We start from the raw sequence: 24,920 nt of genomic DNA, 5'->3' as shown, positions 1-24,920 counted from the left end.
TTGCAGTTTGATTCCCATCTATAACATTTTTTCGCTTGAATGGGAATCATCACTTGCGATTTGATTCCCTTCTATGACGTAATTTCGCTTGAACGGGATTCATACTTGCGGTTTGATTCCCATCTATAACATTTTTTCGATTGAACGGGAATCATACATGCGGTTTGATTCCCGTCTATGTTGTTTTTTCGCTTGAATAGGAATCATACGAACGCTTTGATTCCCTTCTATGACGTTAATCCACTTCAACGGGAATCTTAGTGCAACTTGGATTTCGAATAGCACTTTATTACACCTTTTTAAGGAATCATAAATAATTCCTTTCAATAGAACACTACCAATGTCATAAGAAAAAGGCCGAATTTCAGCCTTTTTCTCTACAAGCGTGTTAATGCAAGGATACCAAAAACAAAAATGATAATCCCTATTGTAATGCCAACTTTTTTCGTATTACCAGCTTCGACTCTTTTTCGTACTTCTGTAAATATGATAAAAAATACACCGATCATGCAATAAAGAATAACTGCAAGCTTGAGTACAGTGTTATCCATTATCACTCCTAATTGGCCTCTTTCCCCGTAGTAGGCCATTGTTAGCCCACCAACGATGATTGTTAGGGTGAAAAAGGCTCCGAGAAATCCCCACATGCGCTCTGACAAAAACACCACTCCTTCTACATGCGCTCTACTACTCTTACAAATCCTGTTTCACATCAAGGAATGTATATCCTAAACATTCTAAACACCCAGTTTTTAAATCCAGTGGAGAAAGTGAAGCGGAAGTTGTTGTACGTATCCACTGCTCCGTTCCATATGTTTTTCAAGCCATTATCCGGATGCTTATCTGGCGAGTTCCAATAAATAACATCTTTATAAAAATCGGTTATATACTTTCCTGGGAACTTTTTGGCGAGGTCAACAGCTAATCCAGTTAAACCTGTTTTACTTACCCATAGATTCATCGGAATTAATGTCGACCATACTAATGTAGAGATCCCTACATTTTCCCAATTTAAGCCTTTCCCCATCATGAATTGTTTGAATATCTCTAATCCAGCACCTATCCCAGCACCGTAAAAGAGCCAACCGATTCTTTCCCATCTGACTGCTTGGCGAACGCGTGTCCAGAGGCCAACCCCCAATATTGATCCAAAGAAGCCGATGACCGCATTGACACCCATTGCTTTAAAGTCCCAATTACCTGAAATTGTACTCATTATTACATCAAAAGCGACGGAAACTCCAGCACCTTTTAAACCAATTCCAAATATATGGCGACCTAATCCAAGCCAACCACCATGCGCAAAGCGATATAGATTCGTAATAAGTATTGTTTTTACAGTTTGCATTCTAAACCATAGCCCTAATGCACGTGCTCCATTCGTCACAGCATGAAAGGCTGGAAGCAGACCGCGTGTAAAAATAAACGACCAGGCAGATCTAGCTCCTAACCCGATGTAGCCACCAACAAATCTCAGACCATTTAGGGCAGCAGTGAATGCAGTAGTTAATATACCTGCTTGAGCCAAGAAAGCGACAAGTCCACCTGCAAGTGCTCCCCCGAAGATCCATGCTGCTGCATGTAACGGGTTAAAGGCATCTGTTCCACCATACATCACATAGTAGACGATACCTGCGATAGCAGCTACAACAATAGCAATTACACCTACTACTACACCTACCACACCTACTGCAATTAGTACAACGACCGCCACAACAACGGCTACAATCAGACCTATAGTAATGATCAGATCCTGAGCCCAGTCAGGTAGTGAATCCCAGAGGTCCCTAAGCATTTGACCGAGAGATGTTAAAAAGTTGATCATTGCATCAATCGCATTTACAACACCTTCGACAATGCCGTCTATTACTCCTCCTATAAATTCACCAATACTATTCCAATCCCAATCGAATGGATTCCAGTTAAAACCATTACCACTTCCACCTGCTTGCTGCTCCGTAGGTGTTAATTGATTATCATCATACTCAATTTCACCGACATTACTTGCAAGACTAATAGAAGGAACCATAAACATAAACATCAGCAACAGCATAAATGCTTTATTTACATGCAAAAGTTTTTGGATGATCTTCCTATCCCGCATGCCGAGCCTCCTTTCTTTAACCAATTAGTTACTTGCTTTATATTTTTCTTGGATGGCTTTATCCATTTCTTTATAACTTTGCTGTGCTAAATCCATGAGATCATTGTATGCTGTGTTTTCGTATTCGTTTAGTACATCATATAGACTATTACGGTAGTTTTTCATCAGCTTGCGTTGTTCTGTTGTAATTTTATCTGTCTTATATAAATACATAATCATCTCATCAAGGTTGCGGATTTCAAGCGAACTTTTTTCCGCCCATTTATTTTTAAAATCAAAAATAGTCGTTTCTCGATTTAACACGGTATTAATGTTTTCCGTATCTGCTCCTTGTTTCCATTCCATCCATTTAGATGCCATCTCTTGTGAACGTTGGAATTCCTCTTGAAGCTGTTGCACACTTGTAACAGTTGAATACGTGCCATTTGCAGCTTCCGCGACAGCTTTCAATTGTTGCTGCCCTTCACTATCTACATTGAAACCAATTACGTTTATGAGCGGGCTGATGGATGAATTCGCTAGTTCCTGAGCTGCTTTTACAGGATCTCCATCACATGTTTCTACCCCGTCACTCACTAAGTAAATCACATTCGTATTATTTTCTCCGTCTAACCCCTGTAAATCTTTTTGTGCTCGAATAAGTGATTCCGCAATTGGTGTCCAGCCACTTGGCTCGAATTGATCCAATGCATCGTTTAATTTCTTCTCATCATAACTTTGAATCTCATAAAATAACTCACTACTATCACAAGACATCGCTTTATCTTCTTGAGATCCTGTTCCTTTATGGCCATAGACACGGAGTCCTACCTTCGCATCATTTGGTAAAGATGCTGCAAAGGAACGAATTGAATCTTTTGCAAGGTTCATCATCGTTTCTCCACCTAAGTACGCCGCCATACTTCCACTAGCATCTAAAATAATTTCTACATTATAATTCTCTTTAAATGCTAATTTAGGATCTTCAATATCTGGATCCCCGAATCCCGCAAGTTTCCATTCAGCTACTACGCTAGCAGGGTCCGGATACTCTTCCGCAACTAGAGAACGTAATTTACTCCAATATTGTTGAACAACCTCTTCTCCTTCTACATCACTGATGGAAGGTAATTCTTCTAACTTTGCTTCTATTTCTTCTTGTTGCTCATCATAAAATTCACCTGAAAATTCACCAACGGGGTAAGAGATAACGGACGCAATATTCGATGGTATTTCTGGAGCTTCTAATACCACTTCTATTGGCTCTTCGTCTTCCTCAGGAATAACATCCTTCTTACCACCATTTGTTTCTTCTTTTTTCTTATTATCATTATGTGGAGCGGTGTCTGACTTAGGAGAACAACCAACTACTAACATTAGTGTGAAAATACATGTAAATAAGAGTACATATTTAGCTTTTTTCCAAATCAATGTATCGAACCTCCTGAGTCTACCTTAGTCACAGCTAATATCTATTCCTCGAGGTGTTTTAACGGTCGCTTCCGCCTCTGAATATACATCGTTTTCACCTGAAGCGAAGGCATCATCACTCACTGTAATAAAAGATGCAGGTTTTTTCACTCGAACCATTACTTTAAATTCATCGCCTTTAAAAACAACATCTACATCTTCATCTGATCCATTCTTCGTTGCATAGTGTTTGGCAGCTTCTGTCCATTGATCTTCAGCATTAATAATTGCTTCACATGCAACCTCGTTTATCTCTTTTACTTGGTTACTAAACCAGTCTAAATACCAAACATTTTCAAAAAAATACTCCAAAGCAGCCATCGCATCTATTTCCACCCATTCATAGCGAACTGCATCACGCAATTCATGTGGGATATCCATTCGATTTAACACTTGATTCCAAATAGCATCCATATCAATATCTGGTGGATCTGGAATCGGGTCATCTTCATCTAAATCTTCTAACGAATCTTCATAGTCTTCATTTATCTCTTCCAGAATTTCATCTACAAACTCATTCGCAGTTTCGCGCAGATGACCCATTCTTATTTCAATTTCAGAGCGCAGCTTTTCATCATACACTTCTTTAATTTCATTTGCAGCTGCAAGTGCAGCTGCATCTGCTCCAGTTTGACTCACTCGTTTGTTTGCAAATGTCGTGAAAAAATCAAAAAAGATGAAGCTGATGAATATTGCCCCTACGAGTACACCCAAAATAACGAGAAGTGTATTGCCTTTTTCGTTTTTTAAGTAGCGGCCAATCATCAGTCTTCATCCTCCTCTTTCGGCATGGATGCATCTGCACTAAGCGTATAATCGAGTCTGCCAATAAAAGGGATTTTCATCGTAGGAATCTTTGCTGTTACTGTAACTGTAACTTCCTCCCCGTATGATGTAGTACCTGTTGATAAGGAAGTACTAACATCTAACCCTTGCGATGACCTATCGACAGCAGCGCTATAATCACCACCGACAGCGGCAACACGTGCTCCATCCCTTGCTGCAGCTTCTGCAACGACAACTGTATATGCAACTAATGCTAATTGCCAAATTAATAACATTGCCATAATAACCATTGGGAACACAGCTATAAATTCAATCAGCTGTGATCCCCGTTCATTTTTTATATACTTTTTTATACACTTCATCAGTGGTCCACTTCCTTAGAAAACCAATTCTCTTTCTAGCGTGGTAAATTATTCACCACCACTTAAGCTGTTGATCATTTTCGTAATTTGGTTTTTCACTGCTGTTCCCATTTGTGAATCGCCTTCCATTGTAGCGGCAATTGCACCCATAATCGCTAGCACAAGCATACCAAGTGCGATCCATTCTAGCGCTTGAGCACCTCTTTCATTTCCTACATAACGATTCCATTTCATTTTTATGTTCACATACATCTTGGTTAACATGTGTATTCCTCCCTAATTGAAATTAAATTTTTATTCATTACCCTACTATTTGAATTAGAAAAAACTATCCAATCCAAATGAAGCAGGATTATACATAATGTTTAAGAATAGCAATCCAATGATGAGTACAAATACTGCCGGCGCAACGAGGAAAGTCGTAACAAGCGTAACTTGTGGACTTGCTTTTGCTGCCTTTTCCTTTGCTTTATATCCTCTCATGGAGCGTAAGTCTTCTGCCTGAACACGGAATGTTGTTGCAACTGAAACCCCAAGGTCAGAACCTTGCACTAATGAATTAACGAGCATCTCTAACTCTTTTGCCGTATTACGATCTAAAATATGTTGATATGCTTGACGTCTCGGAACACCTAAATCTATCTCTCTATTAAACCGCTGAATCTCTTCACTTAAAGGTCCATCCATTTGGTTTGTTACTTGCCTTAAGGCTGCATCTAATGACACACCCGCTTGCAATGTAATACTAACCGTATCGAGAAAATCCGGCATGGATGTACTAATAATTTCCTGCCTTTCCTTTGCCTGATACATAATCCACAAGGAAGGAAAGGAGAATCCAAACAACGGAAAGATGAATAGAACTAAAAGTGCAAAAGGCATACCAAGGAAGGAATAAATGATGGCAAAGAATAATAATCCCATACCAAGTACGAAACGAAGACCATGCAAACTCTCTGCTCGTAAGCCTAATGGATTACCGGCACGTACAATCATCACTTCATCCTTCTCATAATCAAACATAAGTTTATATTTCTTCGCTGTTGGTCCTACGTATTCAGCCGCTTTAATGAGCGGTGTCCAAATCCGTTCTTGCAAACTCGTTTTATTCTTGAATGAACTATCTGTTTTTAAATGATTGAGAAGTTTATCTTTTTTCGCGATATAAAACCATGTGAAAATAAAACCGATAAAAATTAAAATTAATGTGATAACAACTAATAATTGGACTAATACTTCAAAATACTGCCCCATCTCTACTTACACCCTTATCGTTGTAATTTTTCTAATGATAATGTAGGCAAGAAACTGCATTCCTAAGAATAAAACGAATAGGATGATGCCCCATTTCGTGAATAACGGATTAAGAAATCCATCTATAAAGAGGTTCATCATTAATGCCATCATTAGTGGCATTATCGGCAAAATTAATGCGACAAACTTTGCCTCCGCTGTAACTGTATCTACTTCTTTATTTACTCTCGCTCTTTCTTCTAACGTGTCGGCCATGATACTTAATACTTCTGCCAAGTTTCCACCTACTCGATGTTGAATAACGACAGTACTAACAAAAATATTTAGTTCCTTACTGACAAAGCGTTCACGTAATTGCTGCATTACTTCTTCGAAACTAGTACCTAAGCGAAGTTGCTGTACCATCCCTCGAAACTCAGGCCCTGCTGGTGCTTTCAATTCTTTTCCAACCATTTCAAAACCTTGAGGAATCGTTAAGCCAGCCTTCATTGTGTTACTCATCATTCTACAAATCTCAGGTAGTTGCCGATTTAATTGTTCGGTTAATTTGTTTTGGCGTGAACGCAAGAATATTTTCGAACCGAACCAAATCACAAAATACGCTAGAGTGATATTAATAATGAAAATTAGTTTAAAAAGAAAATGCCCTGTAAAGATAAATGCGCCAAATAGGAAGATTAAAATCCCCATGTATTCTGACGGTTTCAACTGAATGTCTGCCTGAATAAGCTTCTTCTGTAATTCTTCTGCCAACTCAGATTTATCGTATTTATCTCCAATCAGAATAATGGAACTCTTTCTTTCCTTACCATCTGTAGCATCGAACCATGGCTCCACTTTCTTGTGGGTCTTTTCCGCATTTTTATACATAATAAAATAATAGATTGCGATAAACAGAGAGAAAAACGTTGCTCCTCCAGCTAGAGTGATTGGGTTCATAACAACACTCCTTCCTGGAAAATCGTTTCTGGGATATCGATTCCGTATGATTTCATCTTTTCATACACTTTAGGAACATACCCTGTTGCGATGAATGACCCTTTTATTCTTCCGTATTCGTCTGTTCCTTGACGAACAAATTTAAAAATATCCTTCATTTCAATGCGGCCATTTTCTTCCGTAACTTCCGCTATGCTAACTAGCTTCCTTTTTCCATCTGGTAGTCTTTCTGATTGGACGATCAAATCTAGTGCACCTACAAAATATTGGCGTACCACATCGACTGTTAAGGATAGCCCCGACATAATGACCATTGCTTCTAGCCTTCCAAGAGCATCTTTAGGTGAATTAGCATGCACTGTTGTTAAGGAACCTTCATGTCCTGTATTCATTGCTTGGAGCATATCAATAGCTTCTGATCCCCGGACTTCCCCTACAATAATTCGGTCAGGTCTCATCCGTAGCGCATTCCTAACGAGTGCACGAATGTTGATTTCCCCTTTACCTTCCATATTCTGTGGACGTGCTTCCATTCGAACTAAATTATCATGTTCAAATTTTAATTCAGCCATATCCTCAATAATAACGACACGTTCACCATATGGAATGGAACCTGACAATACATTTAACAAGGTTGTTTTCCCGCTACCTGTACCACCAGAAACTAAAATATTACATTTCGCTTTTACAACTGCTTGCAAGAATTCACTTATTTCCTCTGTATAAGTTCCAAAGCCAATTAAATCTTCATGTGTAAAAGGATTTTTATTAAACTTACGTATTGATAAGATTGGACCATTTAAACTAATTGGCGGAATCACCGCATTTACCCTACTCCCATCATGAAGTCGAGCATCTACCATTGGTGAGCTCTCGTCTATTCTCCGACCAATAGGTGCAATAATACGGTCAATGATATGACGAATATGTTGCTCATCCTTAAACCTAACATCTGATTTCATTAACTTACCTTGTTGTTCAATGTATATTTCTTTCGGACCATTTACCATAATCTCTGTAATACTATCTTCTTTTAATAATGCTTCTAATGGTCCGTAACCGACAGATTCATTGATAATCTGCTTCACGAGCGCTTCCATTTCCTGACGTGGAATGATTGCTCGCTCTTCTTCAATCATTCGGTACACTAACCGCTCGATTGTTTGTCGCATCTCTTTCGGCGGGAGGGTTGTAATTGTCTCAAGATCAGACTCCTTAATCAGTCGACTTCGATAATGCTTTGCACGTTTCTCGATTTTTGCATCCATGACATTCCAATCATCACGTGCAGCAGGTTCATTTGTCTTTCCCAACCATTGCATGAACGGTTATCCTCCCTTCACGATGGACTTTCTTACCATCATTCTGACATCATGAGTTGTTTTAGATGCCCCACTATCAGACTTCTTATGATAGAAAGGTTTCCCCATATTCACGAACGGCTGCACCCCGTAAAAGTCAGCTCGAACTGTACCAACGATTGGCAAATCAATTAATTGACTAATATTTTTCTCTGACAATTCACTTTTGTTATTTTTACGATTTACAATGACATACACATTGTTCTTATTCCCGATTTGATAGCGACGGAAATGTGTTAAAGAATGTTTTAGCCCACGAACAGATAAACTATCTGGATTTAATACATAGTAAATGTGGGTAGACTCTGATAAAGCATTAAATGTTATAGCGTTAAAAGTGGATGGTAAATCCAAAATGACTTCATCATAATGATTTCGGCACGTTCTAATAACCCTTGTAATTAGCTCATCAGCTGACATATCGATATATTCCGGGTTTGCCGGACTTAATAAAATATGAATCCCTGTATTTTCCTCTTTAACTGCTACGTTATGAATATGGTTGATGGATAGTTCGTGTATAACTGGCATCAGGTCCATATAAGATCTCTCTGGTTCTAATCCAAACACGACCTCTACTCCGCCAAATTGCACATTAAAATCAATCAATATAACGCGTTTATCACATTGTAGTTGTAAGTTCTGAGCTACCATCGCAGCAATTAATGTTTTTCCAGTACCACCCTTGGCACTATAAAAAGCTCTTACCGCTCCAGCTCCTTCAAATGACAAGAAATCACTGTCGATACCCGATTGATCTCGGCTAAATGCGGGAAGTGGTTTTCGTAAAATATCATCTAAACTCTCCACTTCATCGGGAACGATTATTAGTTCTTTTGCCCCGACTTTCATCCATTTTCTCGCATTTTCAAAGGAACGATCACGCACAAGTCCTATCAAAATAGTATTATAGGGAACTTGAATGTTATCATTTGTTTCTAAAATCGTTTCATCGACAATCGTATATAAATAATGTTCTTCACCACTGTATGGTCCTTCCCATATATCGGAATCATTCATTTCGATATGATGGTTATCTAAAATACGACGTATTTCCATTAATAAAGATTTATCTTCAGTGATCACCATTGCATTGATGCTTTTCATCAAAACCAGACCTCATTTCACACACTAATTTATTCAATTAGTAAAGTTACCAAACTTTTTGACTATTATTGCAACACCTGTCACACTTCACTCGCTCTGACGCTTTCTACTTTTTACAATCAGGAAACGAGCACTTGCGCTACTCTTATTCCTTCTTTTCCTCTTTGTTTTCTTCGTTTTCTTGTTGCTGCTGTGCTTGATTATTACCTTGCTGTTCTTGATTTACTTGCTCGTTGTTATTTTGTTGTTCTGCCTGATTCTGATTTGGATCAGGTGTTTCTTCAGTTTGAACTGGATTCGGAACATCCGGTTTTAGTTGGTTAATTCTTAGAACCCTAATTTGCTCTGCTGTATTTTGCAAATGGATTAATTGTTCTGCTTGTTCTAGTGTTAACGACACTTTTATCGCCGTCCCACTTCGATTATTTTCTAACTGAACGTTTTCACTTTGGATGACACTTATTTCATTTAAAATTCTTTTTGTTTCAATCTTTCCACCATTATCTAACTTATAAGAAGCAATAATATCTACTTTATCTCCATTGTAGATAGCTTGATCCATAATCACGTTTTGTGTTGGATTTAACCAAACTACACGATGACCTTCAGGAATATCTACCCGAGCTCTTAAAATATTATCCGTTAATAAGTCACCTTTTTTTACATCTACGATTAGCAAATGTTCTTCCAAATCCTTTTCATTTGTAATAAAGGAGGATACTGCACTAGATTTTGGAACACTTAACCACTCAACCATTTCAGGAGTGATTTCCGTGTACGCAGGCAGTTCTTTTTTTGCAACCGCTACTTTAATCGACTGCCCCATTAATTCTTTTGCTTCTGATACTTGACTTGTAATGAACCAACCCGTAACAACAGCTAAAATAAACGCAATTGTTAGGAAAAAAAACGCCTTTCTTTTTGCACTAATCATACTTGTTCCCCCACCAATTAATATTCTGACGTTAATCCCTTATATGGTGACAGCTTGAATATATGGAACCCCTACAGGCAAACACTCATTTTCTAATTGAACATGTTTCATTGCGTGAGGAAGATCAATATCCAGCCCCTTACTAACTGCCCATACTTGCTCCGTTTCCTGTTCTTCTGTCAACACTTTCCAAAGTCGATCAATTGTCCCAGTTTGATGTGTTTTAATTCTCCTATCTGCTAACACTTCCATCAGAACAAACACTTGATAATTTTTCGGCTTGTAGATTGCATTATGTTTCTTTGGTCTAATTACCTTCATTGGACTTGGTGATATTACCCAATTTCTTCTTTTTCTCCCTCTGCCTTTCATTAACTTCAGCACATCGGTATATGTAGCTTTTTCAGCATCCAATCTTCGTACTTCTTCAACAAAGTACAACAATTCAGCTTTATTACCGTTTATGGGAATGGGCCAAAGAACTTTATCGGGGAGAAGCCAATTTTGAAGGCGATTAAGTAACTCTCCTGATCTGAATCGCGAGTCATAAAAATAAGCAATCTTATCATGTTCTTCAAATAGCTTAATAAAATATTCGAGTTCTTCATTTAAGGTAGGAGTTTTGAAAACTATTTTTCTAGTAAAAAAGGAAGGTTTTATAAATCGTAATGCATCATCTAACTGATTATACTTTCCTTTCAATTTAGCTTTTTTCACAAACTCATCATTGTTTTGTAAACTTAAAATTTCATCCACTAATACCAGCATATAGAACTCCTTATTCATTCATTTTTCCTTATATATATTGCTTTTTCTCTAACTTCTATACGCTAGTTAATCATTTGTACACATGTTGGTCAATCAGGATAAAAAGCCTATGAAATTAGAGCTGATAGTATTTTACTAGTTTTGATTCGAATTCAAGATTTTTTTAGGGTCAAATGTCTCGGTTTGCTAGGAGGAAAATTGGGTAAGAACTTCGAATATATACAAATTCTGGATATTAATTTGCCTACAGGAAACAAATGGGGTATATTTAATCATTTTAAATAATCGTTTCAATTTAAAGCAGGAGTGGGAAAAATAGGTCTTATTTAACTTGTTTCAACATCCATATAAATACTTGTTTTTTGTTTGAAAAATGCAGCAATGGGGGCCTTTCTTTATAAGTTTCAGGTATAAAAGGGACAATTGTATTTTTTCGCACTTTCGCCTCTGCTTTACGCACACGCCAACGATCATGGTGAATATCTCCTCTAAAAAGTGATTTCCCCATAGGTGTATAGAAGCAATAACGCTCAAATAACCAAAATTCCAAACTTGATTTAGATGGTAAAATTGGTTCAGAGACTGGATGATACACAATATCCAACAATTCATTTTGATTGTAGTTACTTTGGAAACAAGTATGTTGTCCTTCCACCTCCATTTTCATGACTGCTTTTCGATACGGTAGGAACGCGAAAATTCGCGCACCCAAAACATCCATCCACTTATTTGCATCTAAATTAAAAAAGTAAATACCAGGGGTACCTTTATATGTAACGTAAGTGCGTACATTTAATTCTAAATATGTACTCAAATATGGAAGCTGCGGCAATCCGCGTAAACGCATATGCTCTACTTGAAAAGGAATAATCCCTAACCACGCTTGACCATCAAACACATCTAGCTCCAGTTGTGGAGGAATATATTCTTTAAGCAAATCAGCTGGAACGGGCCAATGACAGAAAAGTAGCTGTTTCCAAACTTGAGTCATCACCCAGCGATTATTTCGAATCGGAAACGGTCGCTGATCTGTTTCAAGAAATTCTTTGTACATTATCCATGCTCCTTTTGGGGAATTATTATTAATTAACTTGTTGTAACTCTTTACCTCTATACCGCTACGGAAATACACTTCGCTAGTAATTTTTAAAGTAATTTAGAACAACGCATCTACAAGCAGTTTCCTCTTATAAAAAAGCCTTCGAAGTTAGGTATGTAAAAGCCAAACTATTTTGAAGAATTTCAAGCAATAGTTTGGCTTATGAACTCAACCATATTTTCTTGTACTGCCTCAAAACAAACCTTACTTATCATTTTTTTCTTTGTCTTTCTTTTTTTCTGTCATGACTCTGAAGAATTGTGTGTGCATGCTGCCTTGTACAATGTTTTCTAAGAAAAACTTTCCAACCAGTTCTAAATACTCATCATCATCAAACATTCGTTTATTTTGAAGTTCCATTTCTCCTAATCCGTCATAAGTTGCCAAAAGAGCATACGTATGATCTTGTCCTGAGATTGGGGTTAACACTTCAACTTTGTGATTAAAATTCTCATTACGATATTTTTTCATTTCCTGTAAATTTTCGATGGCCTCTTGGAACTTCTCTTGATGAATTTCGAATGTTTGATACACATAAACAGTCATTCCGCAACCCCCGATACGTTATCTTTCCACATCATTTCTTTTTTCTACATCAGAAATATTATCTGTAAATTCTTCCGAAGCCTCTGTTTGATAACGGAAATTTTTAATGTACATACCATCTTCTCTAGATTCGGAATGAATATAAATCGCCATATATTTATGGAAAAAGCTTTCAAAAACAACTACTCCAATTGCTGAAATTAGAGAATACGTAAACTCATTATCGCCAATTACCATACTTTCCGTCATTACCCAAATAACCAATAAAGCTAATCCAAAGTCAGCTATTGTTGCTATCGTATTGTTCGTTCTTGGAAGAAGGAACAAATCACCAATAATATATGAGGTAATTCCTAATACTAATGAAATCATGAAAACCGAACCAAAGGACATCCCATAGATTAGCCCCAATATCGCGTATAGTAACACGAGGGTTGCTATAAATTTCATTGATATTGCTTTTATATGACGCATAAAAATTCAACTCCTCATGAAATAATCTGTTGTAAAGATTAATACCTTGTTATATTTCCTTACTTTCAGCAACGCTATTCTCACATTTAACATCCAATTAATAGAACCTTTACCTTTGTATATCTAAGATTGTTCGGGGGGAACCTTAATGTAGTGCACAAATCAAGTGCATCAATAATATTTGCAATAAATGGGAGGCTTACGATGGGAATACTTAGTGGAAACCCAAAAGAAGAACCGATGCATTATGGAGAAGTGTTTGGAGCTTGGTCATTTTTAACTGCTGCAAAAGCAATGATAGCTGCTTACCAAACAAAGATTAATCATGTTGGAGATAAAGAATTAAAAGAATTAATTGAAGAAGCAATAAAACAATGCAAACAAGAAGAAAAGGAAATTGAAGCACTACTTAAGGAGAATGGTGTAGGATTACCACCAACGCCTCCCGATCGTCCGAAAGCTGCATTAGAGGAAATTCCAGTTGGGGCCCGCTTCCTTGACCAGGAGATTTCAGCAGCATTATCTGCAAGCATCGCAGCTGGATTAGTTGCTTGTAGTACCATAATGGGTGAATCACTTCGTGAAGATATCGGAATGATGTTTGGTCAATTCCATGTACAAAAAGCAGCTCTAGGGGTTAAAGCTCTAAGGTTAGCGAAGGAAAAAGGATGGATTATCGTTCCACCACTTCACAACCATCATTTAACAAAAGAAGAAAAGTAAATCACAAAACGCACAGATGCTAAAATCTGTGCGTTTTCCTCATTTTTTCTTCTTATTCTTTTTATTAATAAAAAGTAACACAATAACAACGATTACGATGAAACCAATACTTACAAAAAAGCCGGGTCTACTCGAACCGTGAATCAATGTTCCACTTACTGCAAGTAGGATTAACGCCATTCCGGAAAACCTTTTTACATGATCAAATCCAGTTGCCTTTACTAATTTTGGAAAAGTAACTAAAATAAAAAACCAGTTGTAAAGTAACATGAGTCCTGCAGCAGTAGTAATATATTCATACACTCGATCCGGCATCAGTAGTGCCGTAACAATTGATACGATGAGTCCACAAACTGTAAGTCCCATGGCGAAAGGGTGAAATTTCAAGTTACCTTTTTTCGAAAAAAATTTAGGTGCATCTCCATCTTCCGATAACGTAACAATCATACTCGTAACCGCAAATAAGGATGCGGACATCGCAGAAAAACCTGCAATGATAATTGCACCGTTAAATACATGAGGAAAAAAGTTTAAATGATATTTATCAAGTGCGATAACAAATGGACTTTCTTCGGTATTAAATTTATCAAATGCCACTAAATTAGAAGCTAAAAATAGAGAAATTAAATAGATTGCCACCAAAATCATCAACATGATGGTACCTGATTTTCTTGCATCTTCTTTTTTCTTGAGCCTTGGAGCCAAAATCCCCATTATCTCTATTCCACCAAAAGCATAAAAACCAAAGATTAGTGCAGACCACAATCCCATTACTCCACCAGGAAAGAGTTTACCAACTGAATTTGGCATCCGAAAATCGTTACTACTTCCACCAAACAAACCAAAAAGCACAAGTACCGCTAAAATGATAAACATTAAGATAGCTGCTATTTTTATAATTGCAAATAGATTTTGAGCTCTTTCAAATCCCTTTGTTCCGATAATGACTACTACTACACCTAAGACTGCATATATAGAAGCAAATATCCAGAGGGGAACGTTAGGAAACCAAAATCTTGTCAAAATTGAGAGCGCGGTAAGCTGACTTCCGGTAATTAACATTTCCGAGAACCAGTATACCCAACCGCTACTAAAACCAGCCCATTTGCCATATGCCTTTTTTGCATAGGAACGGAATGACCCTTCTTGCGGATCTTGTGCAGACATTTTTGTCAGTGCATCTGTCACGGTATATGTTCCAATCCCTGCTAAAATAAATGCAATCACGATAGAAGGTCCCGTCATTTTGATACCGAGTCCAGAACCAAGAAAATAGCCTGTCCCTATAATACAACCAACGCCAAGCAAAGATAACTGCCACCAAGCTAACTTCTTGGTACCACCTTTATCGTCTTTACCACTTTTAGCACCAGCTCTTGCCGGTATTTCCATCGCATTTCCTCCTCTCCATTCCAAATTATTATTAACAGGCATTCATTTATTATGTAAGAAGAACAGGCGACTCCGTGTACGTTTTATACAAGGAATTGCCTGTTCTTGTTTATAAAAGATGGATATTATTTTTTTTACAATCTTTGATTACTTGGTCATCCCAAACAGAAGATTGAACTTCACCAATATGCGATTTTCCCAACAGAAACATACATAATCTGGATTGACCAATTCCCCCACCTATCGTATATGGAAGCCTTCCATCTAGAACTAACTGGTGATATTCTAATGATTTTCTACTTTCCTTCCTGGCAGCTTTTAATTGATACAGTAAAGAACTCTCATCCACTCTGATTCCCATCGAAGATATTTCAATCGCTTTTTCTAAAACTGGATACCAAAAAATCATATCTCCATTTAACTCCCAATCATCATAATCCGGAGAGCGACCATCATGCTTTTGTCCTGACGGTAATTCTCCACCTATTTGCATAATGAACACAGCACCATACTTCTTGGCAATTATGTCTTCTCGTTCTTTTGGTGAATAATGAGGGTACAAAGCTTCCAGTTCCTTAGTCGTAATAAAATTGATTTCTTCCGGTAACATTGGTGTTAGCACAGGATACAGTTTCTTTATGAATGACTCCGTTGCTTTCATTACATCATAAATCTTTAATACTTCTGTTTTTAATGTGTATAGATTACGTTGATCTTTGGCAATGACTTTTTCCCAATCCCACTGATCCACGTACAATGAATGAAGATTATCTAATATCTCATCTCGCCTAATAGCCCTCATATCAGTGTATATGCCCTCATTTTCGGAAAAACCATATCTAGCTAGAGCCACCCTCTTCCATTTAGCTAAAGATTGCACAATTTCCACGGTGGAATTATCAAGGTCCAGCGCATCAAAGGAAACCGTTCGTTCCACACCGTTTAAATTATCGTTTAACCCCTTCCCTTGCTTTAATATCATTGGGGCTGATATTTTCGTTACATGTAATACTTCTGCAAAACAATTTTCAAAGCAATCCTTTATTTTTTTAATCGCTATTTCCGTTTCCATTACATCTAATTTAGATTTGTATTGTTTCGGGGTAAAAATCGGGTTATTCATCTCTTATTAAATCCTCCACTTGTCACTAATATCTGTTTCTACTTTACTTCATTAAAGTTTTACTAAATTTACGTTATGTCTTTTTTTCTATGATGGTTACCCATTCGACATATTTTTCTGAAGAAAATAGATGGAAGTTTTTTCAAGGTTTCGCAATTAATAAGAATATTTAGCGGGAATTTTCACATAGAATGTACAAGCTATAATTTATTGCCGAGTGGAGTGGTGGTTTTTGAGCGTTAGCATTTTGCTTAGTTATATTTTTTTAGGTTTTACTTTAGCAGCTCCAATTGGCCCTGTTAATTCTGTCCGTTTAGATAAAGGCATTAAAAATGGATTTTGGCATGCATGGATTGTTGGAGTCGGCTCGATGATTGCGGATGGATTTTTCATGTTAGTTGTGTATATGGGGATGGTGCATTTCTTAGAAGTGCCCATTGTTCAAATCTTTCTCTGGCTTTTTGGCGCATTTATCCTGTTGTATACAGGAGTTGAAAGTATGGTAAATGTAAATTCACTTACCATTGCCACTAACAGAGAAAAAGACTCTCTATTTAAATGCTTCATAACAGGATTTATTATGTCTATCACCAGTCCACTATCGATCTTATTCTGGTTAGGGATATACGGTTCTGTTTTAGCAAAGACAGCACAAGTAAACAGCTCATCCTCATTATTAATTTACAGTAGTATGATATTTCTTGGCCTGACGTTATGGGACATTCTAATCGCTGGACTAACATCCGGCCTCCAAAAGTTTTTAAACACGAATATCCTCAAATGGATCTCCATAATATCTGGAATATCATTAATAGGATTTGGAGTCTATTTTGGATACCAAGGGATTAAGGCACTAATAGGATGATAATGTAGGTTAAAAAAGGTCGTTCCTGAGTCTGTGATTTGGACTTCAGGGACAACCTTTTTTGGGCTTTCGTATTTAGATTGTTGGGGGATATGGGATGTTTTTGCGGATTTATATGGGATTCTTGCGGGTTTACTTTTAATTTTGCGGGACCACTTGAGATTCTTGCGACTTTGCTTTTAATTTTGCGGGACCACTTGAGATTCTTGCTACATTGCACCATATTCTTGCAGGTTCTGTTGATATTCTTGCGCCTACTGCTTATATTCTTGCGAGAGGACGGGATATTTTTGCATCACACTAAGATTCTTGCAGGTTGGCGTGCTATTCTTGCGGGTTCACTCGATATTCTTGCGACTACCGCTTATATTCTTGCGGGAGGACCTATTTTTCTTGCGACTTGACTCGATATTTTTGCATCACACTAATATTCTTGCGGGTTCACATGATATTCTTGCGGGTTCAATCGATATTCTTGCGACTACCGCTTATATTCTTGCGGGAGGACCTATTTTTCTTGCGACTTGACTCGATATTTTTGCATCACACTAATATTCTTGCGGGTTCACATGATATTTTTGCAGGTTCACTCGATATTCTTGCGAGTACCACTTTTATTCTTGCGGGATGGGCTATTTTTCTTGCGACTACCGCTTATATTCTTGCGAGAGGACGGGATATTTTTGCTGCACACTGGGATTCTTGCGAGTTCACATGATATTCTTGCAGGTTCACTCGATATTCTTGCAGCTTCACTCGATATTCTTGCGACTACCGCTTATATTCTTGCGGGAGGACCTATTTTTCTTGCGACTTGACGGGATATTTTTGCATCACACTCGGATTCTTGCAGGTTCACCCGATATTCTTGCAGGTTCACCCGATATTCTTGCGACTTCCGCTTATATTCTTGCGGGAGGACCTATTTTTCTTGCGACTTGACTCGATATTTTTGCATCACACTAAGATTCTTGCAGGTTTGCGTGGTATTCTTGCGGGTTCACTCGATATTCTTGCGAGTACAGCTTATATTCTTGCGGGAGGACCTACTTTTCTTGCGACAGGACGGGATATTTTTGCATCACACTCGGATTCTTGCGAGTTCACATGATAATCTTGCAGGTTCACCCGATATTCTTGCGCCTACAGCTTATATTCTTGTGGGAGGACCTATTTTTCTTGCGACTTGACTCGATATTTTTGCACCACACTGGTATTCTTGCAGGTTCACATGAAATCTTGCAGGTTCACTCGATATTCTTGCGAGTACCACTTATATTCATGCGAGATCAATAACTTTTCTTGTAGCTATACAGAATTATCTTGTAGCTAATCCGTTTAAAAACTGGATAGGTCACGATGAATCTCTCATCGTGACCGCTTCAATGATTTTCGCTTCATACTGGACGCGATGAAGCTGTTAGCGTGACCTCTCGAGTCACTTTTCATCCCCACTAGGCACGATGAAGCAGCCCGCGTTACCTCTTCTGTCACTTTTCATCCCCACTAGGCACGATGAAGCAGCCCCCGTTACCTATTCTGTCACTTTGCATCCTCACTGGGCACGATGAGGCCTTCAGCGTTACCTCTTCCGTGACTCTTCATCTTCACTGGGCACGATACTACCGTCAACGTTACCTCATCCACCATTTCCCCTATGTACCGGACACTCTAAATCCCCAGCATTCCCTCGTCTACTAATTGATCTGCAAACAGGACATGATGGAACTCTCCATCCCAAGATCTACTCCCTCTACAAAAAAGAAAGAACGCCGAAACTTCCTGGCCAGTTGTTTTATCACCAGGAATGAGCGAATTCAGTATTACTTTCCCAAGTAAAGAGTTCAGTATTACTTTCCAAAGAGTTCAGTTACTTTTTACTCCGTATAAAATACAAGCGACTCCTCCAATGATCCATATGAATTTGGATAGGGAGATTTTATCGGCTATTCCCATTAAGCCGATAGTTGTAGTGGCTAATAATACGAGTGGGCCCACCATCGCTAGGGATGTGTTAACTACTAGAGCTTTTTCGATATCGTTATACCTTAATATGACGAAAGCGACGAATACTTCTAAACTGCCGGAGAGGAGTCGTAGTAAAAACATCCCTAGAATTGCCTTTTCTATAAAATGAAACATTTTCTTTCCTCCAATGATTATTCTTGAATTTAATATATGCACGTACCTCTGTAGAAAGAAGGACAAGTTTTTAAATCAGAACCTCCTTCATAGAAGTTGTCCTATATTTCATTTTCTTGAATAGAATGGTACAAGCTAATTCATTGGGGGGTTTACGATTTGGGGGTTTTCTTTGGGTATATTTTTCTTGGGTTATCTTTAGCTGCTCCAATTGGGCCAATTAATGCTGCTCAGTTAGACAAGGGGATTAAGAGTGGATTTTTTCATGCATGGTTGGTAGGTGTAGGCGCAATGATTGCTGATGGTGTCTACATGCTTTTAGTTTTCTTAGGCATCATACACTTCCTAGAAATTCCTTTTATGAAAACTTTTTTATGGTTATTTGGCTTCTTTGTGCTTGTATACACTGGTTTTGAAAATCTACTCGGTGTAAGTAAATTAACTACCAATACAAGAAATGATAAAGAATCAGCTGCTAAGTCTTTTATTTCTGGATTTTTAATGTCTTTAGCAAACCCATTAACGATTTTATTTTGGTTAGGAATTTACGGCTCTGTACTTGCTAAAACAGTGTCAGTGTATAGTACAGGACGTGTACTACTTTATACTCTCGCAATTTTTATAGGAATCTTACTTTGGGATGTGACAATGGCTGCAGTTGCTAGTAGTTTTAGAAAATTACTGACAGAAAGAGTTTTAAAGATTATCTCCATTATATCCGCATTGTCCTTGATTGGGTTTGGGGTCTATTTTGGAATTGAGGCTGCGAAAATACTATTTGGATAGACGAAAGGTGCCCATGAAAAAATGAGGCACCTTTCTACGTCATTATTCTTCTTTTCTCGGAATTGTCTTACTAGATAGGTCATCTATCTCCCCGTCGATTGTTCCTTCCATTAACGTGTCATTCACTTGTTCATGTGTCATAGCTAGACCTGATTCTAACTCAGAACTGCTATTGTAGTCAGATGGAGTAAATGTTTTCCCCGCTAACGTTGTACCTTTCAACTTTTCCTTATTCTTTGGATTATCCATTGTAAAACCTCCTAAGTAGTTGTGATTCATCCAAATTAGATGAAAAATTCTAGTCCATGCAAGTGCCCATGAATATGCGGAGGAATGGGAGCTAAACCAGAATAATGAGAATAAGCATTTTCATCTCCATCCAGCTGACTTTCAAAATTCACCACATGATCTTCATTTACATCTGGTCGTTTAAATTCATGGTCTAACATGATTTACACCTCCGTGTTATATCCTTTACCCTAATATCGTTTACTAAAATGGAGAAATTATGAAAAAAAGAAACAGAGCAACAATTTGCCACTCTGCTTCGCGTTATATTTGTTTTTGGATCCAGTCAAAAACAAAGGTATATACTTCTTCTTTATTTACTTCATTTAACATTTCGTGGCGGCCATTCGTAAACAGCTTGTATTCAATATTATTTAACCCATTTTTTTTGTATTGTTGTACTACTTTCTGTATGCCTTTCCCATTATTACCAATTGGGTCCATATCACCACTAAAAATAAGTATTGGCAGGTCCTTCGGTATAGTTTGTATTAGGTTAGGATCATGAATCATTTCTAAACCAGTAAGTAAATCATAAAAAAACCGTGAACTACAGATAAAACCGCATAGAGGGTCATCAATATAGTTTTCCACTACTTCGGAATTACTACAAAGCCAATCAAATGCCGTATTCGGATGAGGAAAACTTTTATTGTTGGCACCAAAGACTAAACGATTCATCAATGGACTTGGTGCAGTCGGTCCCGATCGACGTTCCTCCATTAAAGCGAGCATTTTACCCATCTTTCCAGCAACACCTGGAGAATATGCTGTACCTGAGATAATTACACCTTGTATAGCGTCTGCATATTTCTGAATATACCTACGTGCTACAAAAGATCCCATACTATGCCCTAGTAAAAAAACGTGTGTTTCTGGATATTCTTTTTGAATATGTAACGTTATCGTGTACAAATCATCGACAATCCGCTCAAAACCATCCTGTTCTGCTAAAAAACCCATACGCCCAGCTGATTTTCCAGTTTGTCCATGACCTCGATGGTCGTTTCCCAAAACATAGATACCTTTTTCCACTAAATATTGTGCAAATGTTTCGTACCGTTCTATATGTTCTGCCATACCATGAGATAGTTGTAGAATGGCTCTAGGCTTTTCTCCTCTAACTTGCCATTGTTTCACATGCACCTTCACTTGATCATCCATCGTTAGCCAATTTGACACTATTTCCATGTTTAATCCCCCAATGGTTTCAATACGGTATCATCGCCGGCTCCTTATTCTACAGTCACTGTCATCATCGTTTTCACTGATTTCCCTTGTTCAACAAACAATAATTCTTCTTTCCGATTGAATTCATCCGTCTTGCCCATTGCAGGCTCGACACAAACAAAATCTTGATCTTGTTCTGTCCACAAATACACATACTTAAATTCGTCACCATATTTTATGTGTACTTTCCTATTTAATTCTGGAAGTGGAAAAGAAATACCTTTCTTTTTTGCATCTAATAATACAAAGGATTCCACTTTATTCGTTAAGTCTAAACCATCTTCTTGCACACTTTTTACTTTCATATCATTGTAATCTAGATATTGTTCCGCATCTGTTTCATAGCTCAAATTTTTCTCGGAAGTGCTAAAGTATGGATGAAATCCACCATAGATTGGCATTTCATTGCTGGATTTGTTCTTATATTCCTGTTCAATCGTTAACGTATTATCTTGTAGAATATAAGTAAAAAAAACTTCAAATTCGAATGGATAGGATGCTAGTGTTTCTGAACTGCTTTGTAAACGTAATGTGATCATCGCCTTGTCTTCCGATGCATTCGTTTCGACTACTTCCCATGGAAGGTTACGTGCAAAGCCATGATTCTTCATATTATATACTTTGCCTTCCCATTCATATTTTCCTTCTTCTAATTGGCCAAAGATTGGAAATAAAATCGGAATTCCGCCACGAACATTGGCATCTTCTTCGTAAAATGTTTTTTTATTTAAAAACAATACTTCATCCCCCTGCACCTCAAAACCGATAATGATTCCCCCTCGTTCGGGAGCCACTCTTAATATCGATGCTTGGCCGCGCAGTTCATAAATCGTAAATTGGTTATCCTGTACTTGTTCAATTGTATACATATTCATATTCATCCTCATTTCTAATTTCCTTTTTACCTATTAAAGCACAATTACCATTTTTCTAAAAATAATAGACCATTTTATCAAAATTTGTAATTAAAACCCATTTTCACTTTACCACATTAGAGGATTGAAGTATAATATTCATATTCAATACGTTTGGGGGACATTTCATGATTGGAATAATTGATTACGGTGCTGGTAATTTACATAGTGTCGATAAAGCAGTTAGAAAGCTCGGATTTCAAACGAAACTTCTAACAAACCCAGAAGATTTTACTGGTATCAATAAAATTATTTTCCCAGGGGTTGGTAATGCCAAAAAAACGATGGAAATCATCCGTGCAAGTAAGATTGACACGAAAATTATACAATCCATTGCCGCTGGAACACCCTTTCTCGGCATTTGTTTAGGTATGCAATTATTATTGGAGTTTAGTGAAGAAAATAATGCAGATTGCTTATCGATATTTGAGGGGAAAGTTTTACCTTTTAAAAGAGATGTAAAAGTACCACATATGGGTTGGAATGAAGTACAGCAACAAATAAACCACCCAATCTTTAAAGGTATTCCAGACAAAGCTGATTTTTATTTCGTACATTCTTTCTATGTGAATCCTAGTAATAATAAAGATGCAATTGGAACGACGGATTATGGACAGGAATTTTGTTCGGTAATTGCAAAGGATAATGTGGTCGGTGTACAATTCCATCCCGAAAAAAGTGCTGACGCTGGACTCACGTTATTACAAAATTTCTGCGGAAACAGCTTCTAAGGAGGAACTTTCATGTTAAAGAAACGAATTATCCCGGCAATTGATGTCGCAAACAATAAAGCCGTAAAATACGTTCAATTTCGCAATCCAACCATTATTGGGGACCCTGCCGAACTCGGGCAAAAATATGCCGAGCAAGGAGCAGATGAAATCCTCTATTTAGATACGACCGCTTCATTACAAAGCCACGAGGTTAGACACGAGTGGATCCGACATGTTGCTGAGCAATTATATGTTCCTTTTTCCGTTGTTGGTGGGATTCGCACAATTGATGACTTTAAGAGTGTTCTCCGTGCTGGAGCTGATAAAGTCGGTGTCAACACAGCCGCAGTGAATCGACCGGAATTATTAAGTGAAGCTGCAGATATTTTTGGTAAACAGTGTGTTGTTCTTGCTCTTGATGCGAAACCGGTTAGAAATAACGAAGATGAAATAATACGGTGGGAAGTGTATACGCATTCTGCACATAATAGCAGTGGCTTAGATGCAATTGAATGGGCACAACGAGCAGAAGAATTAGGTGCTGGAGAAATTGTATGTACTAGCATTGATCGCGACGGAATGAAAAATGGGTATGATAATGTATTATTAAAGGCGTTAACGGACGCGGTGAATATCCCTGTTATCGCATCTGGTGGAGCTGGGAGCTTAGAACATATCCGTGATACATTTATCGAAGGTCAGGTGGACGCAGCATTAGTCGCTTCTTTATTACACTACGGGGAATTAACTGTTCATGATATTAAGCAATACTTACACGATTTAGGTGAAATACCAGTTCGTTATGTACCAACGAAAGCAGCCCAGAGATAATCCGGGTTGCTTTTTTATTTCATTTTAGATTTTAGCTACTCGATCATATACATCCATTAATGTGTGACATTGCATTTCATTCATTTGAAAAACAAATTTACTCCAAAGTTGTGCTGTCATCTGCGCATCTCCTAATGCATGATGACGATCACGCACCTCCACCTCAAAGTGATTACAATAATCGTCTAAACTAACTAACTTAAGGGATGGATCTATGAGTTTAAAAACAAGGGATGTATCAATAATTCTATGTTTATAGGGCTTTCGGAAGATTTTCCAATTTGCATGTTGAAGGAATTTTTTTTCATGTGTTGCATGATGTGCAACAAGCGTGTCTGTTTGCACAAATTCATAAAAACGAATAAGTACATCTGATAAGGATGGTGCTGTTTTTAACTCTGCCTCGTCCAACCCTGTTAACTCTTTCACGGCAGGTGTCAGCTGCCCTTCAAACCGAACTAAAGAATAAAAAGTATCATTAGCCGTTTCTCCCATTTTCACAGCTCCTATAGAAAGGATTTGGTCACCTTGTTCAGGAGCGAAGCCGGTTGTTTCCATATCAAATACAACGACATGTAAGTCTTTTAACGGAATCGTGAGGCTCTTTTCTATTTCCATCTCTTTTTCAAGATTTCTTAAAAATGCAATATGCTTAGGGTCAGTTTTTCCAAGCAATGGAGTATAAACATTCGTTGAAAGCTTCATTTGAAACTGTTTCATAAAATGAAGA

29 protein-coding genes are annotated in these 24,920 nt (G+C 37.7%); 6 read left to right on the top strand and 23 right to left on the bottom strand.

Annotation, left to right across the window (positions count from 1 at the left end):
- Nucleotides 1–377 precede the first annotated feature (377 nt).
- From ACFPM4_RS05800 to ACFPM4_RS05730, 15 genes are all read right to left on the bottom strand, one after another.
- Nucleotides 378–659, bottom strand: coding sequence for a hypothetical protein (locus ACFPM4_RS05800; RefSeq protein WP_382348895.1), 282 nt, complete (start codon nt 657–659; stop codon nt 378–380).
- Nucleotides 660–712: 53 nt separating this feature from the next.
- The gene (locus tag ACFPM4_RS05795) at nt 713–2,104 is read right to left on the bottom strand and encodes a hypothetical protein (protein ID WP_382348892.1); all 1,392 of its coding nucleotides are present in this window, start codon (nt 2,102–2,104) and stop codon (nt 713–715) included.
- Between the two features lie 24 nt (nt 2,105–2,128).
- Nucleotides 2,129–3,514 carry a VWA domain-containing protein gene (locus tag ACFPM4_RS05790; RefSeq protein WP_382348889.1) on the bottom strand — a complete coding sequence of 462 codons (1,386 nt, stop codon included), beginning with the start codon at nt 3,512–3,514 and terminating at the stop codon, nt 2,129–2,131.
- 24 nt (nt 3,515–3,538) lie between these two features.
- Nucleotides 3,539–4,318 (bottom strand): pilus assembly protein TadG-related protein, encoded by a 780-nt coding sequence (locus ACFPM4_RS05785; protein WP_382348886.1) that lies wholly within the window; start codon nt 4,316–4,318, stop codon nt 3,539–3,541.
- A complete protein-coding gene (locus ACFPM4_RS05780) occupies nt 4,318–4,701 on the bottom strand; it encodes a TadE/TadG family type IV pilus assembly protein (RefSeq protein ID WP_144926701.1) in 384 nt (127 codons plus the stop codon). Before ACFPM4_RS05780 ends, ACFPM4_RS05785 begins: the two co-directional genes overlap by 1 nt.
- A 48-nt stretch (nt 4,702–4,749) precedes the next feature.
- On the bottom strand, nt 4,750–4,965 hold the full coding sequence (locus ACFPM4_RS05775) for a hypothetical protein (RefSeq protein WP_382348883.1): 216 nt from the start codon (nt 4,963–4,965) through the stop codon (nt 4,750–4,752).
- Nucleotides 4,966–5,019: 54 nt separating this feature from the next.
- Nucleotides 5,020–5,955, bottom strand: a complete 936-nt coding sequence (locus ACFPM4_RS05770; protein ID WP_382348880.1) for a type II secretion system F family protein — start codon at nt 5,953–5,955, stop codon at nt 5,020–5,022.
- Between the two features lie 6 nt (nt 5,956–5,961).
- Nucleotides 5,962–6,894 carry a type II secretion system F family protein gene (locus tag ACFPM4_RS05765; protein ID WP_144926710.1) on the bottom strand — a complete coding sequence of 311 codons (933 nt, stop codon included), beginning with the start codon at nt 6,892–6,894 and terminating at the stop codon, nt 5,962–5,964.
- The gene (locus ACFPM4_RS05760) at nt 6,891–8,216 is read right to left on the bottom strand and encodes a CpaF family protein (RefSeq protein ID WP_382348877.1); all 1,326 of its coding nucleotides are present in this window, start codon (nt 8,214–8,216) and stop codon (nt 6,891–6,893) included. Before ACFPM4_RS05760 ends, ACFPM4_RS05765 begins: the two co-directional genes overlap by 4 nt.
- A 6-nt stretch (nt 8,217–8,222) precedes the next feature.
- Complete coding sequence (locus ACFPM4_RS05755) at nt 8,223–9,362, bottom strand: AAA family ATPase (RefSeq protein WP_382348944.1); 1,140 nt, start codon at nt 9,360–9,362, stop codon at nt 8,223–8,225.
- Nucleotides 9,363–9,507: 145 nt separating this feature from the next.
- Nucleotides 9,508–10,296 carry a Flp pilus assembly protein CpaB gene (gene cpaB / locus ACFPM4_RS05750; RefSeq protein WP_382348874.1) on the bottom strand — a complete coding sequence of 263 codons (789 nt, stop codon included), beginning with the start codon at nt 10,294–10,296 and terminating at the stop codon, nt 9,508–9,510.
- 39 nt (nt 10,297–10,335) lie between these two features.
- Complete coding sequence (locus ACFPM4_RS05745) at nt 10,336–11,064, bottom strand: hypothetical protein (RefSeq protein WP_382348871.1); 729 nt, start codon at nt 11,062–11,064, stop codon at nt 10,336–10,338.
- A 322-nt stretch (nt 11,065–11,386) separates the two neighbouring features.
- On the bottom strand, nt 11,387–12,118 hold the full coding sequence (locus ACFPM4_RS05740) for a YqjF family protein (RefSeq protein ID WP_382348868.1): 732 nt from the start codon (nt 12,116–12,118) through the stop codon (nt 11,387–11,389).
- A 249-nt stretch (nt 12,119–12,367) separates the two neighbouring features.
- Nucleotides 12,368–12,709: a hypothetical protein gene (locus tag ACFPM4_RS05735; protein ID WP_382348865.1), complete on the bottom strand. Its 342-nt coding sequence runs from the start codon at nt 12,707–12,709 to the stop codon at nt 12,368–12,370.
- A gap of 18 nt (nt 12,710–12,727) precedes the next feature.
- A complete protein-coding gene (locus tag ACFPM4_RS05730; RefSeq protein WP_382348862.1) occupies nt 12,728–13,183 on the bottom strand; it encodes a YndM family protein in 456 nt (151 codons plus the stop codon).
- Nucleotides 13,184–13,387: 204 nt separating this feature from the next.
- Here ACFPM4_RS05730 and ACFPM4_RS05725 point away from each other — a divergent pair, with 204 nt between their 5' ends.
- Nucleotides 13,388–13,906 (top strand): DUF3231 family protein, encoded by a 519-nt coding sequence (locus ACFPM4_RS05725; RefSeq protein ID WP_382348859.1) that lies wholly within the window; start codon nt 13,388–13,390, stop codon nt 13,904–13,906.
- A gap of 39 nt (nt 13,907–13,945) precedes the next feature.
- On the opposite strand, the gene ACFPM4_RS05720 is transcribed toward ACFPM4_RS05725, so the two are convergent.
- A complete protein-coding gene (locus ACFPM4_RS05720; RefSeq protein WP_382348856.1) occupies nt 13,946–15,298 on the bottom strand; it encodes an amino acid permease in 1,353 nt (450 codons plus the stop codon).
- 109 nt (nt 15,299–15,407) lie between these two features.
- Nucleotides 15,408–16,421 carry an aspartate--ammonia ligase gene (gene asnA / locus ACFPM4_RS05715; RefSeq protein ID WP_382348853.1) on the bottom strand — a complete coding sequence of 338 codons (1,014 nt, stop codon included), beginning with the start codon at nt 16,419–16,421 and terminating at the stop codon, nt 15,408–15,410.
- Nucleotides 16,422–16,653: 232 nt separating this feature from the next.
- On the opposite strand from asnA, the gene ACFPM4_RS05710 reads away from it, so the two are divergent.
- Together ACFPM4_RS05710 and ACFPM4_RS05705 are read left to right on the top strand one after the other, a co-directional pair.
- Nucleotides 16,654–17,286: a LysE family transporter gene (locus ACFPM4_RS05710; RefSeq protein ID WP_382348850.1), complete on the top strand. Its 633-nt coding sequence runs from the start codon at nt 16,654–16,656 to the stop codon at nt 17,284–17,286.
- 683 nt (nt 17,287–17,969) lie between these two features.
- A complete protein-coding gene (locus tag ACFPM4_RS05705) occupies nt 17,970–18,104 on the top strand; it encodes a hypothetical protein (RefSeq protein WP_382348847.1) in 135 nt (44 codons plus the stop codon).
- Nucleotides 18,105–19,152: 1,048 nt separating this feature from the next.
- Here the strand turns inward: ACFPM4_RS05705 and ACFPM4_RS05700 are convergent.
- A complete protein-coding gene (locus ACFPM4_RS05700; protein ID WP_144926745.1) occupies nt 19,153–19,428 on the bottom strand; it encodes a YqhV family protein in 276 nt (91 codons plus the stop codon).
- A 159-nt stretch (nt 19,429–19,587) separates the two neighbouring features.
- Here ACFPM4_RS05700 and ACFPM4_RS05695 point away from each other — a divergent pair, with 159 nt between their 5' ends.
- Complete coding sequence (locus ACFPM4_RS05695) at nt 19,588–20,214, top strand: LysE family transporter (RefSeq protein WP_382348844.1); 627 nt, start codon at nt 19,588–19,590, stop codon at nt 20,212–20,214.
- A gap of 42 nt (nt 20,215–20,256) precedes the next feature.
- On the opposite strand, the gene ACFPM4_RS05690 is transcribed toward ACFPM4_RS05695, so the two are convergent.
- The 4 genes from ACFPM4_RS05690 to ACFPM4_RS05675 form a co-directional block, all read right to left on the bottom strand.
- Complete coding sequence (locus tag ACFPM4_RS05690; RefSeq protein WP_382348841.1) at nt 20,257–20,463, bottom strand: YozQ family protein; 207 nt, start codon at nt 20,461–20,463, stop codon at nt 20,257–20,259.
- Between the two features lie 35 nt (nt 20,464–20,498).
- Entirely contained in the window at nt 20,499–20,663 is a 165-nt protein-coding gene (locus ACFPM4_RS05685) for a hypothetical protein (protein WP_186324831.1), read from the bottom strand.
- A gap of 103 nt (nt 20,664–20,766) precedes the next feature.
- Entirely contained in the window at nt 20,767–21,693 is a 927-nt protein-coding gene (locus ACFPM4_RS05680; protein WP_382348838.1) for an alpha/beta hydrolase, read from the bottom strand.
- Between the two features lie 44 nt (nt 21,694–21,737).
- A complete protein-coding gene (locus ACFPM4_RS05675; RefSeq protein ID WP_382348835.1) occupies nt 21,738–22,601 on the bottom strand; it encodes an aldose epimerase family protein in 864 nt (287 codons plus the stop codon).
- 173 nt (nt 22,602–22,774) lie between these two features.
- Between ACFPM4_RS05675 and hisH the strand changes: the two genes are divergently transcribed.
- A complete protein-coding gene (gene hisH / locus ACFPM4_RS05670; protein ID WP_382348832.1) occupies nt 22,775–23,377 on the top strand; it encodes an imidazole glycerol phosphate synthase subunit HisH in 603 nt (200 codons plus the stop codon).
- 12 nt (nt 23,378–23,389) lie between these two features.
- Entirely contained in the window at nt 23,390–24,190 is an 801-nt protein-coding gene (gene hisF / locus ACFPM4_RS05665) for an imidazole glycerol phosphate synthase subunit HisF (RefSeq protein ID WP_382348829.1), read from the top strand.
- Nucleotides 24,191–24,214: 24 nt separating this feature from the next.
- Here the strand turns inward: hisF and ACFPM4_RS05660 are convergent, their stop codons facing one another.
- Complete coding sequence (locus ACFPM4_RS05660; protein WP_382348826.1) at nt 24,215–24,910, bottom strand: exonuclease domain-containing protein; 696 nt, start codon at nt 24,908–24,910, stop codon at nt 24,215–24,217.
- Between the last annotated feature and the right edge of the window lie 10 nt (nt 24,911–24,920).

Source organism: Lederbergia graminis, from assembly GCF_042655485.1.
GTDB classification, from domain to species: Bacteria; Bacillota; Bacilli; order Bacillales; family Bacillaceae_C; genus Lederbergia; species Lederbergia graminis.
The sequence above is the reverse complement of the archived record's forward strand: the minus strand, read 5'-3'. Positions and strand labels throughout refer to the sequence as shown.

Bases quoted from the DNA above. Each gene is read 5' to 3' on its own strand.
- ACFPM4_RS05740 (WP_382348868.1), bottom strand. From the start codon at position 12,118: ATGTACAAAGAATTTCTTGAAACAGATCAGCGACCGTTTCCGATTCGA.
- ACFPM4_RS05685 (WP_186324831.1), bottom strand. From the start codon at position 20,663: ATGTTAGACCATGAATTTAAACGACCAGATGTAAATGAAGATCATGTG.
- ACFPM4_RS05795 (WP_382348892.1), bottom strand. From the start codon at position 2,104: ATGCGGGATAGGAAGATCATCCAAAAACTTTTGCATGTAAATAAAGCA.
- hisF (WP_382348829.1), top strand. From the start codon at position 23,390: ATGTTAAAGAAACGAATTATCCCGGCAATTGATGTCGCAAACAATAAA.
- ACFPM4_RS05775 (WP_382348883.1), bottom strand. From the start codon at position 4,965: ATGTTAACCAAGATGTATGTGAACATAAAAATGAAATGGAATCGTTAT.
- ACFPM4_RS05755 (WP_382348944.1), bottom strand. From the start codon at position 9,362: ATGAAAAGCATCAATGCAATGGTGATCACTGAAGATAAATCTTTATTA.
- ACFPM4_RS05765 (WP_144926710.1), bottom strand. From the start codon at position 6,894: ATGAACCCAATCACTCTAGCTGGAGGAGCAACGTTTTTCTCTCTGTTT.
- ACFPM4_RS05730 (WP_382348862.1), bottom strand. From the start codon at position 13,183: ATGCGTCATATAAAAGCAATATCAATGAAATTTATAGCAACCCTCGTG.
- cpaB (WP_382348874.1), bottom strand. From the start codon at position 10,296: ATGATTAGTGCAAAAAGAAAGGCGTTTTTTTTCCTAACAATTGCGTTT.
- ACFPM4_RS05700 (WP_144926745.1), bottom strand. From the start codon at position 19,428: ATGTTTCATTTTATAGAAAAGGCAATTCTAGGGATGTTTTTACTACGA.
- ACFPM4_RS05720 (WP_382348856.1), bottom strand. From the start codon at position 15,298: ATGGAAATACCGGCAAGAGCTGGTGCTAAAAGTGGTAAAGACGATAAA.
- hisH (WP_382348832.1), top strand. From the start codon at position 22,775: ATGATTGGAATAATTGATTACGGTGCTGGTAATTTACATAGTGTCGAT.
- ACFPM4_RS05785 (WP_382348886.1), bottom strand. From the start codon at position 4,318: ATGATTGGCCGCTACTTAAAAAACGAAAAAGGCAATACACTTCTCGTT.
- asnA (WP_382348853.1), bottom strand. From the start codon at position 16,421: ATGAATAACCCGATTTTTACCCCGAAACAATACAAATCTAAATTAGAT.
- ACFPM4_RS05660 (WP_382348826.1), bottom strand. From the start codon at position 24,910: ATGAAACAGTTTCAAATGAAGCTTTCAACGAATGTTTATACTCCATTG.
- ACFPM4_RS05675 (WP_382348835.1), bottom strand. From the start codon at position 22,601: ATGTATACAATTGAACAAGTACAGGATAACCAATTTACGATTTATGAA.
- ACFPM4_RS05770 (WP_382348880.1), bottom strand. From the start codon at position 5,955: ATGGGGCAGTATTTTGAAGTATTAGTCCAATTATTAGTTGTTATCACA.
- ACFPM4_RS05745 (WP_382348871.1), bottom strand. From the start codon at position 11,064: ATGCTGGTATTAGTGGATGAAATTTTAAGTTTACAAAACAATGATGAG.
- ACFPM4_RS05780 (WP_144926701.1), bottom strand. From the start codon at position 4,701: ATGAAGTGTATAAAAAAGTATATAAAAAATGAACGGGGATCACAGCTG.
- ACFPM4_RS05735 (WP_382348865.1), bottom strand. From the start codon at position 12,709: ATGACTGTTTATGTGTATCAAACATTCGAAATTCATCAAGAGAAGTTC.
- ACFPM4_RS05760 (WP_382348877.1), bottom strand. From the start codon at position 8,216: ATGCAATGGTTGGGAAAGACAAATGAACCTGCTGCACGTGATGATTGG.
- ACFPM4_RS05680 (WP_382348838.1), bottom strand. From the start codon at position 21,693: ATGGAAATAGTGTCAAATTGGCTAACGATGGATGATCAAGTGAAGGTG.
- ACFPM4_RS05725 (WP_382348859.1), top strand. From the start codon at position 13,388: ATGGGAATACTTAGTGGAAACCCAAAAGAAGAACCGATGCATTATGGA.
- ACFPM4_RS05690 (WP_382348841.1), bottom strand. From the start codon at position 20,463: ATGGATAATCCAAAGAATAAGGAAAAGTTGAAAGGTACAACGTTAGCG.